General features: G+C 61.5%; 13 protein-coding genes. 7 read left to right on the top strand and 6 right to left on the bottom strand.

All coding sequences use genetic code 11. From position 1 onward, the window contains the following. Positions 1–39 precede the first annotated feature (39 nt). Positions 40–420 (top strand): DoxX family protein, encoded by a 381-nt coding sequence (locus AOA59_RS19485; protein ID WP_099488771.1) that lies wholly within the window; start codon positions 40–42, stop codon positions 418–420. Positions 421–481: 61 nt separating this feature from the next. Here AOA59_RS19485 and AOA59_RS19490 read toward each other — a convergent pair whose 3' ends face one another. The 4 genes from AOA59_RS19490 to AOA59_RS19505 all read right to left on the bottom strand — a co-directional run bounded on the left by AOA59_RS19490 (position 482) and on the right by AOA59_RS19505 (position 4,388). After that, positions 482–1,300: an alpha/beta fold hydrolase gene (locus AOA59_RS19490; RefSeq protein ID WP_017134594.1), complete on the bottom strand. Its 819-nt coding sequence runs from the start codon at positions 1,298–1,300 to the stop codon at positions 482–484. An 87-nt stretch (positions 1,301–1,387) separates the two neighbouring features. After that, positions 1,388–2,779, bottom strand: a complete 1,392-nt coding sequence (locus AOA59_RS19495) for an alginate export family protein (protein WP_099488772.1) — start codon at positions 2,777–2,779, stop codon at positions 1,388–1,390. Beyond that, entirely contained in the window at positions 2,776–3,669 is an 894-nt protein-coding gene (locus AOA59_RS19500) for a VOC family protein (RefSeq protein WP_099488773.1), read from the bottom strand. The genes AOA59_RS19495 and AOA59_RS19500 overlap by 4 nt, the downstream gene beginning before the upstream one ends. 146 nt (positions 3,670–3,815) lie before the next feature. After that, positions 3,816–4,388, bottom strand: a complete 573-nt coding sequence (locus tag AOA59_RS19505; protein WP_056859407.1) for a LuxR C-terminal-related transcriptional regulator — start codon at positions 4,386–4,388, stop codon at positions 3,816–3,818. Between the two features lie 130 nt (positions 4,389–4,518). Between AOA59_RS19505 and AOA59_RS19510 the strand changes: the two genes are divergently transcribed. From AOA59_RS19510 to AOA59_RS19535, 6 genes are all read left to right on the top strand, one after another. Further along, the gene (locus AOA59_RS19510; protein WP_065932124.1) at positions 4,519–5,697 is read left to right on the top strand and encodes an acetyl-CoA acetyltransferase; all 1,179 of its coding nucleotides are present in this window, start codon (positions 4,519–4,521) and stop codon (positions 5,695–5,697) included. A 3-nt stretch (positions 5,698–5,700) separates the two neighbouring features. Further along, on the top strand, positions 5,701–7,236 hold the full coding sequence (locus AOA59_RS19515; RefSeq protein ID WP_069787225.1) for a class I adenylate-forming enzyme family protein: 1,536 nt from the start codon (positions 5,701–5,703) through the stop codon (positions 7,234–7,236). Between the two features lie 38 nt (positions 7,237–7,274). Beyond that, complete coding sequence (locus tag AOA59_RS19520) at positions 7,275–8,597, top strand: MFS transporter (RefSeq protein ID WP_065932122.1); 1,323 nt, start codon at positions 7,275–7,277, stop codon at positions 8,595–8,597. A 111-nt stretch (positions 8,598–8,708) separates the two neighbouring features. Next, positions 8,709–9,299: a histidine phosphatase family protein gene (locus AOA59_RS19525; RefSeq protein ID WP_099488774.1), complete on the top strand. Its 591-nt coding sequence runs from the start codon at positions 8,709–8,711 to the stop codon at positions 9,297–9,299. A 9-nt stretch (positions 9,300–9,308) separates the two neighbouring features. Continuing rightward, positions 9,309–10,064 carry a precorrin-6A synthase (deacetylating) gene (cobF, locus tag AOA59_RS19530; RefSeq protein WP_099488775.1) on the top strand — a complete coding sequence of 252 codons (756 nt, stop codon included), beginning with the start codon at positions 9,309–9,311 and terminating at the stop codon, positions 10,062–10,064. A gap of 11 nt (positions 10,065–10,075) precedes the next feature. After that, a complete protein-coding gene (locus tag AOA59_RS19535; protein WP_099488776.1) occupies positions 10,076–10,795 on the top strand; it encodes an alpha/beta hydrolase in 720 nt (239 codons plus the stop codon). A gap of 244 nt (positions 10,796–11,039) precedes the next feature. Here AOA59_RS19535 and AOA59_RS19540 read toward each other — a convergent pair whose 3' ends face one another. Next, positions 11,040–11,597, bottom strand: coding sequence for a hypothetical protein (locus AOA59_RS19540; protein WP_099488777.1), 558 nt, complete (start codon positions 11,595–11,597; stop codon positions 11,040–11,042). 72 nt (positions 11,598–11,669) lie between these two features. Further along, the gene (locus AOA59_RS19545) at positions 11,670–13,478 is read right to left on the bottom strand and encodes a monovalent cation:proton antiporter-2 (CPA2) family protein (protein WP_065932118.1); all 1,809 of its coding nucleotides are present in this window, start codon (positions 13,476–13,478) and stop codon (positions 11,670–11,672) included. Positions 13,479–13,642: the final 164 nt, after the last annotated feature.

Raw genomic sequence — 13,642 nt, forward strand, 5'->3', positions numbered from 1 at the left:
GAACACAATCGACGTCGGTTTCTTTTATGGACGTTGCAGATGAATGAATCTAAAAACCAGGCGCTTGGGCTGCTGTTTCTGCGAGTCAGCGCATCGCTGTTCTTGCTGTGGGTGCATGGGTTGCCCAAACTGCTCCACTACAGCCAGCAATTGACGCTGATCGAAGACCCGTTCCACCTGGGCGCCCATGTCACGTTGTGCCTGGCGATTGGCGCTGAAGTCGTCTGCCCGCTGTTGATTATCGCCGGGTTCTGGGTGCGCCTGGCCTGTTTGCCGATCCTCGCTGTGCTGCTGGTGGCGTTGCTGGTAGTGCACCCGGAGTGGTCGCTGTTTGAAGGGCAGTTTGGATGGCTGCTGTTGATCCTGTTTTCCAGCATTCTGATCGCAGGGCCCGGTCGCCTGGCACTTGGTCACGCTTGAGCCTGAACAAAAAAAGGCCGGGCAAGCCCGGCCAAAGAAAGGAGAGGGTGACGCCGTTGCTTCAGCGGTTGAGGAAGGCCAACAGGTCTTCGTTTAACTGCTGGGTGTGAGTGGCGGCAAAACCATGGGGCGCATCCTTGTACACCTTCAATTGCGCGCCTTTGATCATCTGCGCCGCCACCTTGCCGGTGGTCTCGAACGGCACGATCTGGTCGCCGTCACCGTGGATCACCAGGGTCGGCACATCGACCTTGGCCATGTCGGGGCGAAAGTCGGTTTCGGAGAATGCCGTGACGCAATCAACCGTCGATTTGAGCGATGCCAGCAAGGCAATCTGCAAGGTCTGGGTGAGCACGCCCGGCGAGACCTTCTGCCCCTGGTTGATGCCAAAGAACGGGGTATTGAAATCGCTGATAAATTGCGCGCGGTCCTTCAGCAGCCCGGCTTTGATACCGTCGAATACATCGGTGGGCACACCTTGCGGGTAGTCCGCTTTCTGACCAAAGATCGGCGTCACGGCACCCAGCAATACCAGGCCGGCTACGCGTGCGTTGCCATGGCGGGCGATGTAGCGAGCAACGTCGCCGCCGCCCATGGAGAAGCCCACCAGGGTCACGTCGGTGAGGTCCAGGTGTTCAATCAACTGGGCAATATCGTCGGCGAAGGTGTCGTAGTCATTGCCGGTCCAGGGTTGGTCGGACCGGCCAAAACCACGGCGGTCGAAAGCGATGGTGCGAAAGCCGCGGCTGCTCAGGTATTCCATCTGGTATTCCCACATATCCGCATCCAGCGGCCAGCCGTGGCTGAACAATACCGGTTTACCGCTGCCCCAGTCCTTGAAGTAGATCTGGGTACCGTCTTTGGCAACGAATGTGCTCATGCATAACTCCTTGATTGAGGGGGATGACTGCGCGTTACTATTGCCCTGCACCCGTCGAAGGGCTTGTACGCGTGTGCTTGCTTGGGTTTACCAACTGAATTTGAGTTCGACTCCCAGGTAATTGCTGTCGTCGCCACCGGCCTCGCGCAGGGTGCGGCCCACCGCGTAATGCACGGCTTCGACCGCGCCGGCAAGGTTCGGCGTGAAGGCGTAGTCGGTGCGCAACTGAGCGTAGGCGCCGGTCCAGCGTTCGCCTTGGCCTGCAGTGCCGGCAACGGGCAAGTTCGGTTGGGTATAGACCGCGTCGTCGGTGGTCTGTCGCCAGAGCAGACCAATGGCAGACTGTACGCTCAGTTTGGGAAGGGGTTTGACGGTGATCGACGGTTTGACGTGGATCAGGTTGCTGTAGCCCGTATAGCCGGCCAGTGAAAAATAGTAGCCGTTGGGAAACAGCGGGTTGAACGTGCCGACGGTAGCGTCACCCGCTTTGCGGTCGCCGGAGGCGATATCCAGTTGCACGCCGAGCCGTGGTTGCCATGCCAGGCTCTCAAGCGTATAGCCCGTGCGGCTGCCGGCGGCCCACGCCCGAATCGACTTGCTCCCCACCGACCCCCTTTGCAGCATCGCCTCGATGTCCCAGTCGAAGCCCTGGGCCGCGCCGCCCAGGCGGGCGTCGACAAACTGGCGGGTTTCCTCGCCGTCGGCGTCCAGGGAATGCGCAGCGCTGCGTTCATATACGCCGTAGTAGGCCGACAACTCATTGCTGCCGCCCACCAATCGCTCGACCCGCAGCAGGTGAAAGCGTGCGTCGCTGTTGGAGCGGTCGTCGAAGTGTCTCTGGTCCTGATACTGCACCGGTTGGCTGGCGATCGCGATAAAACGCCAATGGGTGGTTTCCCAGTCGGCCCAGAGTGCATCGAACGACTGGCGCACATTCGGCCCATCCCGCGACGAGATAAACCGCTGCAAGTCGAAGGCGAAGTCCTGGCGGCCGATACGGCTTTTGAACGTCCCGCTGCTGAAGGTGTTTACGTACTCTGCAAACGCCAGCCGCAAGTCGACACGGTTCTGATCGGCACCACCCACTGTAGTTTTGTCGTACGCCCGAGCATCTTCGAGTTGGGTGAACACCCGCCAGTGTTCGTCCAGGTGCAGATCCGCGTGGACCTCAACGCGCTGGATCAGGTAGCGATCACGCTGCACATCGCGCACGCCGAACCCGCTGGCATCGTTCATCTCGAAACGTTCGCGCAAGCTCGCGCCCAACGACAGGTACGTCATCGGGTTGGCGCTTGATAGCGGGATGTACTTCAAATTGTCCAACGGTTGTGTGCGCAGCAACGGGTCTTGCAGCACCGACCAGTTTTCCTGCCAGCGGTTGGTTTTGAGCACCGGACGGGTGGCTTGCTCCTCGGCGTGGGCGCCGGCGGTGAGCAGCGGCCACAGCACGGCCAGGCCCCAGGGGGTACGACGATTCATTTTGCCGCGCTGAGCTGGTGAATTTCCGCGACGTATCCACCGGGAAATTCGACCATTGCGCTGCGCCGCCCTTTGCTTGCGAACGCCGGTACCAGCACAGTGGCGCCCGAGCCTGTGGCTTTGGCCAGGGTGGCCGTCAGGTCGTCGACCTGGTAACCGGTGGTCTCATGGCCGAACGGGTAGGGCAGTTGGCCATTGGTCACCAGCACGGCCATGCGTCCGAACGGCGATTGCAGGTCGACACGCCGGTAGAGGCCGCTCTGGCCGATATCGATACCCGGCGCGTGTTTGTCGTCAGCCAGGACCTTGCCATGGGAAAAGCCGAGGAACGCTTTGATAAACGCCTCGGCCCGTTCGGCAGGCAGGTAGACGCGGTTTTCCGGCACCGTCTGGAACCCTGCGTAGTTCGGGGCCTGGGTGTGCCAGTAGAGCTGCATGTTCACACCGCCTGGCCACTGCACCACGGCATCGCGGCCGATAGGGTCGGGAAAGTCACTGACAATCACGGCTGCACCATTTTCCCGCGCGGCCTTGAGGGCCACGTCCATGTCCTTGACCAGATAACCGTTGCGCTCCTGGCCAAACGGATGCGGTATGGGGGTGCTGAAGCCAAACAGTGACACCGTACCGACCGGCGTCTGCAGCAGTTGCGAGGTGGTACTGCTTGGCACTGGCAGTACGTTCACCACCACCTGTGGGGTACTTTTGCCACCGAAGGTCGCCAGGAAGCTTGTGGCAAAGCGGTCCACATCAGCCGGTGCCACGTAGACGTGGCTGGTGTCGTACTGCGGCGCCACTGCCACGCTCGGCGTTGCCGCAAACGCGCTGTTCATCATGGCCCCGGCCAACAGCGTCAATGCCAGGCTTACCCTATTCGCTTTTCTACCCATGCCTGCTCTCCAGCCGATTTTGGAAAGTCAGAAGCTTAGGCGGCCTGCCTGGATGCGAATTGTATGGGCGTGCTTGATGGCGCACTTGAGGCAGGAAAGTCACAGGGCATGACCGCTGGTTTTTTCAGCGCGCACCCTCTTTATTATCACGCCACCTTAATAATCTTCGACACCAACTCCACCACCGTCTTGGCCTGCAACTTTCTCATCAGGCGCGCGCGGTGCACCTCCACCGTGCGGTGGGAGATCGCCAGGCGCAAGGCGATTTCCTTGGACTTGAGGCCATTGACGATGTGCATGGCGATTTCCCGCTCCCGTGGCGTGAGATCGCCGGTGCCCTGGTGCGTGCGGTCCAGGCGCTCGAAGTGCCAGATCATCAGTTTGAATGGGTCTTTGGGCGTGAGGGTGTAACCGTGGGACTTGGCCCAGAACACTTCGCCATTGTGGTGCTGCATGAAACGCTCGTCGGAGTAGAAACCGTTTTCGCTTTCCAGCAGCCATTCATGGCTGCGCTTGCCAATGGCGTGGTAGTCCGCCTGGGAAGGGTAGATCAGCAGCGTCAGTTGGTTGACCAATGCGTCGCGCGAATAGCCGAACAACTGCAGGAAGGCTTCATTACAGTCGACCATTACGCGGTTGCGGGTGACCAGTTGCGGCGCGGGGGAGAGTTGGAACGCCAGGCGTTCTATGTCATGGAACTGCTGTGCAAACGCGTTCATTGGGCATCCTGCCTCGTCGCTTTTCTCAACTGGGGCTACTTAGCCATGTAAGTAGTTGCACGAATTGGCGCGCGGCCAACGGTGGGTCATTGTAGGTAAATGTCCGCACCAAAAATAGAAGAAATTGATTATGCCAGCTGATTGCGTCTCCATTGTTGCTGCCGGTCATTCACGTTTCGGTCGCCTTGAAGGCACCCGCCTGGAGGATCTGATCGTACAGGTCACCCGCGAAGCCCTGAAGGACGCGGCAATTGACGCGAGCGAGATCGACGCGTTATTCCTTGGCCACTTCAATTCGGGGTTGGTGCCCGATGGGTTCCCGGCCTCGCTGCTGCTGCAGGCCGACCCTGGGCTGCGCTTCAAACCGGCGACCCGCTGTGAAAACGCCTGCGCGTCCGGTTCGGCGGCGATCCTGGCCGGGGTTCAGGCGATCCTGTCCGGCAGCGCCGAGCTGGTACTGGTGGTGGGCGCCGAAAAGATGACCCACACCACCACCGCCGAGGTGACCCAGGCCTTGGCCGGTGCCGGCTATCAGAACGACCCGGCCGAAGCAGGCTTGAGTTTCCCGCAGTTGTTCGGCCGTGCGGCACGTCAATATGCCGAGCGCTACCACTGCCCGTTGGGCTCGATGGCGGCCATCGCCACCAAAAACCACTCCAATGCCATGGCCAACCCGTTGGCGCAGATGCACCGGGTGATGGATTTCGAACACTGCAACAACGTGTCCCAGAGCAACCCGTTTGTGGCCGATTCGCTGCGCCTGACCGATTGCTCGCTGATCAGCGACGGCGCCGCCGCGATCATCCTGGCTTCGCCCAAACGTGCGCGCGCGTTTCGTCGTGATGTGCAGATTCGCACACTGACCCAGGTCAACGATTGCCTGCCGATTGCCCAGCGCGACATCCTCGCCTTTGAAGGCCCGCAACGCGCGATTCATACGGCGTTGCGCGGGGCGAACATCACCCTGGCCGACCTGAGTTTTGCCGAGGTACATGACTGCTTCACCATCGCCGAGCTGCTGATCTACGAAGCCATGGGCCTGGCGCCCAAAGGCGAGGGGCACCGTGTGCTTGACAGCGGCGTGGTGCGCGCGGGCGGGCGGTTGCCGGTGAACCTGTCCGGCGGGCTCAAGGCCAAGGGGCATCCGGTGGGCGCCACCGGCGTGTCGATGCATGCCCTGGCGTTTCGCCAATTGACCGGCGAGCCGATCGGCCTGGCAGTGCCTAACCCCGAGTTCGGTTTGGTGTTCAACATGGGCGGGATGGCCGTGGCCAACTATGCCTCGGTGCTGCACGCGCGTCGGAGCTGAGCCATGAACATTGCCAACTGGCTGCACGACACCCAGCGCCGCGACCCGCAACGCCCGGCGTTGTTTGAAGGCACGCGGCACGTTGCCGACTACGCAACCTTCGCCGCCCATGTCCGTCAACGCGCCGCGCAACTGGTCGATCAATATGGCCTGGTGCCGGGCGATGCGGTGGCGCTGTTGATGAAAAACAGCTGCGACTACCTGGAAGTGCTCTACGCCGTCTGGTGGCTGGGCGGCGTGGTGGTGCCGATCAACGCCAAACTGCACCCGGCAGAAGCCGCGTGGATTGCCACCCATGCCGAGGCCCGCTTGATCTTTACCGACGGCGGCCGGGTCTTCGCGTCATCCCGCGACTTGCCTGCGCGCTGCAAGGAACTGGACGCTCACACGCTGCCGCCGACCCGTGGCTGGCCGACCCTGGAGCAGCCGGTGCCGCGCCAGGATCAGGACCTGGCCTGGCTGTTCTACACCTCCGGCACCACCGGGCGCTCCAAGGGCGTGATGCTGTCCCACGGCAACCTGGTCGCCATGTCGCTGTGTTACCCCACGGATGTCGACCCGGTGCGTGCCGACGACGCAGCCGTGTATGCCGCGCCGATGTCCCACGGGGCGGGGCTGTATAACTTTATCCATGTGCGCTGCGGTGCACGGCATGTGGTGCCGGCTTCCGGCGGTTTTGATGCCGGCGAACTGTTTGGCCTGGCTACGGAGCTGGGCAATGTATCGCTGTTTGCCGCGCCGACCATGGTCAAGCGCATGGTCGAACAGGCGCGGCGCCAGGGGTATGGCGGCGACGGCATCAAGACCATCGTCTACGGGGGCGGGCCGATGTACCTGGCCGACCTGTGCGAGGCGCTCGACACCTTCGGCCCGCGCTTGGTGCAGATCTACGGCCAGGGTGAAAGCCCGATGACCATCAGCGTATTGCCCCGCACCCTGATCGCGGACCGCCAGCGCCCAGGCTGGTCAACCCTGGCGGCCTCCGTTGGCCATGCGCAAGCCTGTGTGGAAATCCGTATTCTGGATGCCCGGCATCAGCCGCTGCCGACCGGCGAGCGCGGTGAGATTGCCGTGCGCGGTGCCACGGTGATGCAAGGTTATTGGCGCAACCCGCAGGCCTCCGCGCAAACCCTGGTCGATGGCTGGCTGCTCACCGGCGACATCGGCTTTCTCGACCCGGCCGGCTACCTGACCCTCACCGATCGTTCCAAAGACGTGATCATCAGCGGCGGCAGCAATGTGTACCCGCGTGAAGTCGAGGAAGTGCTGGTGCAGCATCCCGAGGTGTCCGAGGTGTGTGTGGTGGGCGAGCCGGACGCGCAATGGGGCGAGTCCGTGGTGGCCTTTGTGGTCACACGCAGCGGGCAGGCATTGGATGAGGCCGAACTCACCGCGTGGTTTCTGGAGCGCATGGCGTCATTCAAGAAACCCAAAAAGTATGTGTTCAGAGCCGATTTGCCGAAGAACAGCTACGGCAAAACCCTCAAGACCGACTTGCGGCAGTGGTTGAAAGCAGCGAGTATCGCCGCGCTTTCCTAGCTTTTCATGGACAGAACAACCGACAAGGAGTCCCTTCGATGGGCAATACAGCGCAAGACACGCAGCGCAAGCGCCGCCGTGCATTTCTCGGTGCCACCTCGGGCCACCTGATCGAGTGGTATGACTATGGCGTCTACGGCTTTCTCGCCGTGTACATCGGCCAGGCGTTTTTCGTCTCCGATGACCCCACCACCAGCCTGCTCGCCAGTTTCGCGGCGTTCGCCCTGAGCTTCTTTATCCGGCCGCTGGGCGGGCTGTTCTTCGGCCCGCTGGCGGACAAGATCGGCCGACGCAAAACCCTGATCATGGCGCTGGTGATGATGACCGGCTCCACCGTAATGCTGGGCCTGTTGCCCACTTACGCGACCCTGGGCATCGCCGCGCCGATCCTGCTGATTCTGGTGCGCTGCGTGCAGGGCTTTTCGGCGGGCGGCGAAATCGGCACCGTCACCAGTTTTATCTCCGAATACGCCGGCCCCGGCCGCCGTGGTTTTGCCACGTGCTGGTTGATGGTCACCGCCGTGCTCGGCCTGCTGCTGGGTGGCGCCGTGGCGAACGGCATGACCTGGATTCTGGGCGCCGACACGATGCAGGAATGGGCCTGGCGCGTGCCGTTCCTGATCGCGGCGCCGCTGGGGTTTATCTCCATGTATATCCGCCTCAAGCTCGAAGACAGCCCGGAGTTTCTGGCCCTGCAACGCGCCGGGCAAACCTCCCGCGCGCCGTTGCGCGAGGTCTGGCAGTGGAAACGCGCCATCGCCCTGGTGTTTTTCATCATCACTTTGCACAGCTCGATCTTTTACCTGGTACTGACCTTCGCCTCGACCTACATGGCCAAGATCCTCAAGTTCGACAGCGGCACCACCTTGCTCTATGTGTTTGTCGCCAGCTTCTCGGCGGCATTCGTGATGCCGTTTGGTGGCGCCTTCACCGACAAATACGGGCGCAAGCCGTTTCTGATGGTGATCGGCACTTTGGCCACGCTGGCGATGTTCTGGCTGTTCAAATCGGCACCCACCGCCACGCCCGCGTCGTTCTTCGCGCCGTTGATGGCCGTGGCGATCCTGTTCGGGCTGTACGCCTCATCCACCTACGCGCTGATGAGTGAACTGCTGCCGACGCGCATCCGCTCCACCGGGATTGCCGTGGCCTATAACGTGCCGGTCGCGGTGTTTGGTGGCAGCGCGCCGTTGATCTCCACCTGGCTGATCAAGGTGACGGGCGACATCACTTCACCGTGGTACTTCTACGTGGCCACCGGTGTGGTGTCGCTGATTGCCCTGGTGGTGTTGCGCAAAGAGGACTTTGTTGCCAGCGCTGGCCCGGTGGTCGCGCCGCCTGCGGCTGCGGCACTGGCCTGATCGCTCAGGGGCGTTGGGGTTTGACCGACGTCCTGTTTCGTGTGTGTTGTAATATATTGAGACAACCCCGCCAGTCTCCGCTGACTGTGCCACGAAACAGAGTGAATTGTGATGCAGGCTACCCGCTTGACCTTGATTTGCCATGCCGTCACGCCGCTGCAAAAGTACGGGCGTTTTCCCGGTGACGAGTCTGTGGCGATGGATTGGCAAGGTGCGGCGCTATCCCTGGCCGGGCGTTTCAAGAAAACCCTGCGGTTAGTCAGCGCCCCCGAGGCCAGAACCCGTCAGACCGCGGGCCTGTTCGGTGCCGAGGCGCAGATCGAAAATGCTTTGCGTGACGCTGATTTCGGCGCCTGGAAAGGCCAGGCCATTGATCAGTTGGCTCCCGACGCGTTGGCGGCCTGGATGACCGACAGCACCGCCGCACCCCATGGCGGTGAATCGGTAGAGCAGCTCTGCACGCGGGTTGGGCACTGGCTCAAATCCCTCGAAAGCCACCCCGGCCATGTCGTGGCCGTCACGCACCCCTTTGTGATCCGCGCCGCCCTGCTGTACGTCATGCAGTTTCCCCTCTCGAAGTTCTACTTGATCGACGTCGAGCCGCTGTCCGCCACCGAGCTGCGTTTTAACTCGGTGTGGCGCCTGCGCCTGGAAACTCACGCCGAGTGCCATGAACGTGGCAAAATCCACGCCCCGCAATGAGAGCACCCCATGAAACGCATCCTGATCATCGGCATTGGTGCCGGCAACCCTGACTACATCACGATGCAGGCCGTAAAGGCGCTGAACCGCACCGACGTGTTTTTTCTGATGGACAAGGGCCAGAGCAAAGACAAGTTGATCGACCTGCGCCGCGAGATCTGCGAGACCTACATCACCGAGCCCGGTTACCGTTTCGTCGAGGCCGATTGCCCCGAGCGCGTGCGCGGTGATATCGACTACACCACCGCCGTGCAGGACCTGAACCGCGACAAACAGCACACGTTCGAGCGCATGATCAACGAGCACATGGCCGACGGTGAAGTGGGCGCTTTCCTGGCCTGGGGCGACCCGGCGCTGTACGACAGCACCATCCGCATCCTGCAGGCGATTCTGGCCAGCGGCCGTTGTGTGTTCGAGTTCGAAGTGATTCCCGGCATCACCAGTGTGCAGGCCCTGGCGGCCCAGCATAAGGTGGCGCTCAACCGCATCGGCCGCTCCATCGAGATCACCACTGGGCGCCGGTTGGCGGCGGGGCAGGCGAGTGATGCCGATACCTTGGTGGTGATGCTCGATGCGGAGGACTCCTACCGCACTGTGGCCGATCAGGATTTGGATATTTATTGGGGCGCCTATTTGGGCACGCCGGATGAAATTCTTATCAGCGGCAAAGTCAGCGAAGTAGCCGACGAAATCCAACGGGTGCGCAAGGCCGCGCGCCTGGAAAATGGCTGGATCATGGACACGTATCTGTTGCGCAAACCCTGAGGTTGATGCTCATGTTCAAACAGTTCGCCCTGGTGCTGGCGTTGGTCGCCGGTGCCGCCCACGCCGATGATGCCTTGCACACCGACTTGCCCTTGGCCTACCTGGAGCAGACGCAAAGTGATGCGCGCAACCAGCCACTGGTGATCTTTCTGCACGGGTTTGGCAGTAACGAGCAAGACTTGTTTGGCATCAAGGACGCGTTGCCGTCCACCTGGACCTATGTGTCGGCCCGCGCGCCGATGCCGGTGGACCCCAGCGGTTATCGCTGGTTTGCCAGAAAAGCCGGTGAAGGCGACTACGACGGCGAGACCGCGGATTTGCAACGCAGCGCCAAGCTGATTGAGGACTTTGTCAGCAAGGCCACGGCCAAGTACCACACCCACAGTGATCGGGTGTTCCTGGTGGGGTTCAGCCAGGGTGCGATCATGGCCTATGAAGTGGGCTTGCGACAGCCTGCCAGGGTACGCGGGATTGCGGCGTTGAGTGGCAGCGTGTTGCCGGTGCTCAAGGCTGAGCTCAAGCCTGATGAGTCATTGAATAGGCTGGCGATTTTTATCGGCCATGGCACCTTGGATCAGGCGCTGCCGTATGCGTCGGCCACCCGCGCCAATGAGGTGTTGCTGGGGCTGGGGTTGAAGCCTGAGTTTCATGGGTATGTGGGCATGCCGCATACCGTGAGCGAGGCTGAAATACAGGACCTCAAGGCTTGGCTGGAAAATAGCCTGAAGTAAAAACGCGGTTAAACAATGTGGGAGCTGGCTTGCCTGCGATAGCGGTGTATCAGTCACCCAATAGGTCGACTGGTAAATAGCGATCGCAGGCAAGCCAGCTCCCACAGTTGATGTGTGTTGTTATGATCGTTCCCACGCTCTGCGTGGGAATGCAGCCCTGGACGCTCCGCGTCTGCTTTTGAAGGTCGTGACGCGGAGCGTCACAGGAGGCATTCCCACGCAGAGCGTGGGAACGATCGTTGTACTACTTGCCGCCGGTAATCTGCTTCACCAACTCGGCATGCCCCTTCACATCGTCGGCCCGCGAAATCGCCTGGATCACCAGCAGATGGTTGCCCGAACCGCCGAGGAACGTGGAGTTCAACGTCTTGCCACCGCCCTGGGTCGCCGTGCTGTCCACCTGGCGCAGGCCCAGGCCTTTGAACGTCAGCTTCTTCTCGTTTTGCTTCTTGAAGTCGGGCAGGGCAGCGCTCTGGTCCTTGACGAAGTCCGCCACGGCGCCATCGAGGAACTGCGGGTCATTGTCCTTGATGCTTGCCCCGTCGTTACGCACGGTTTCGGCGACGATCACCACACTTTTCGTGGTCGCGTTGGCGTACAGCGTGCCTTGGGTGTCGGCGGTGCCATCCTCGACCTTGCCGGTTGGCAGCGTGTCAGCGACGAACGCCTTGGGCAGGCTAAAGGTGAATTTGCCGCCCAAGGTCGAGATGGTCTGGGTGGCAGGGGACTTGCTGGCGGCGAACACGCTACCGGCGGTAAGCGCAAGGGCCAGCAGGACGACGGTCTTGGTGAAAGTGGCCATGAAGCGCTCCAAGGATGAACGAAATTGCGGCGTATTCTGTCAGAAATTTCGCAATGTCGTTCATCCGTAAGCTCACACCTTGTCGGACTCCTCCTCAAGTCGGTCCATCTCAAACAGGCGCGCCAGTTCCGTGCGGGCTTCCTGGGCCGATTGCAGTACTTTGGCCGCGTCGTCATACACCGCGTGCTGAGCGGCGAGTAGCTGATGGTCGTGGTTTTTGAATCGATCGATGCGCGCGTCGGCCTGGGCCTGGCTCAAGCCCAGGCCGACCAGGGTGCGCCGGCTCATTTCCAGGCTGGAGTAGAAGGTCTCGCGTACCGGCGAGGCGTCCAGGTCGACCAGGCGATGAACGTGCTGGCGGTTGCGCGCGCGGGCGATGATTTTCATGTGTGGGTAGAGGCTGCGCACCAGGGCGGCGGTCTTGATGTTGATCTCCGGGTCGTCCATGGCGATCACGAAAAACTCGGCCTGGTCGACCTTGGCCGCATGCAGGATTTCCGGGCGCTGCGGGTCGCCGTAAAACACCGGCATGCCGCCGAAGCTGCGGGTCAGCTCGATGGTTTCCACCGAGGTGTCGAGGGCAATAAACGAAATGTTCTGCGCGCGCAGGATCCGCGCGACGATCTGGCCCATACGGCCCATACCGGCGATCACCACGCGGGGCGCGTCACTTTCGATGGTGCGGTATTCCTCCGGCACTTCCACCGACTTGGCCTTGGGCTTGAACAGCTTGGGGCACACCAACAACAGCAGCGGCGTCACGGCCATGGACAGGGTGATGGTCAGCACCAGCACATCGTAAAGGTGCGGCTCGAACAGGCCCTGGTCGCGGCCAATCTTGAACACCACAAAGGCGAACTCACCGCCTGCGGCCAGTACCACACCGAGGCGCAAAGCGCTTTCGCGGTTCAGGTCACCCACCCACCGGCCCACGGCGTACAGCAGCGGCAGTTTCAGGCCAATCAGCAGCAGGGTCAGGCCGATCACCATCAGCGGCGTGCTGAGCAGCAGGCTGAGGTTGGCGCCCATGCCCACGCTGATAAAAAACAGGCCCAGCAGCAGGCCCTTGAACGGCTCGATCTGGGATTCCAGTTCGTGGCGGTACTCCGAATCGGCCAGCAACAGCCCGGCGAGGAAGGCACCGAGGGCCATGGACACGCCCACCAATTCCATCAGCCAGGCGGTGCCGATCACCACCAGCAGCGCAGTGGCGGTGGACACTTCGCGCAGGCCGGTCTTGGCGACGATGCGAAACACCGGGCGCAACAGGTAACGCCCGCCGATGATCACCACGGCGATGCTGCCCAGAATCTGCAGCACATGTTGCACGCCCTGGGCTTCGGTCGTCGGGTGATCGCTGCCGGCCAGCAGCGGCACCATGGCAATCAGCGGGATCGCTGCGATGTCCTGGAACAGCAGGATGGCAAAGGCCAGGCGCCCGTGGGGCTGGTTGAGCTCCTTGCGTTCGGCCAGGCTTTGCAGGCCAAACGCCGTGGAGGACAGCGCCAGGCCCAGGCCCAGCACGATTGCGCTGTTCCAGGGTTGGCCAAACAGCCACAACGCCACCACGCCCATCACCACGCCGGTGAGCACCACCTGGGCCAGGCCGACGCCGAACACCGCCTTGCGCATCACCCATAAACGTTTGGGCGACAGCTCCAGGCCAATGATAAACAGCAGCAACACCACGCCCAATTCAGAAAACTGCGCCACGCTTTGCGGGTTGCCTATCAGGCCCAGCACCGACGGGCCGATGATCACGCCGGCAAACAAATAGCCCAGCACGGCGCCCAGTTGCAGGCGCTTGGCCAAAGGCACGGTCAACACAGCGGCGAGCAGGAACACCACGGCTGCTTGTAACAGGTTGCCTTCATGGGGCATTGAGATCTCCCAGATCTTTTAAGCGAATCTACAGGGCGCTATTAGAGCGTTTTTTACATTTAGAAACTTGTATTTATGTCGCAACCGTCAATGGATGCTGGCTGTAATCCTGTTCTTACGGGGCGCTTACGAAAGTATTAATACCATTTAATTCAATGACTTTT

It is taken from the genome of Pseudomonas sp. 2822-15 (assembly GCF_002742515.1).
GTDB lineage: Bacteria > Pseudomonadota > Gammaproteobacteria > Pseudomonadales > Pseudomonadaceae > Aquipseudomonas > Aquipseudomonas salomonii.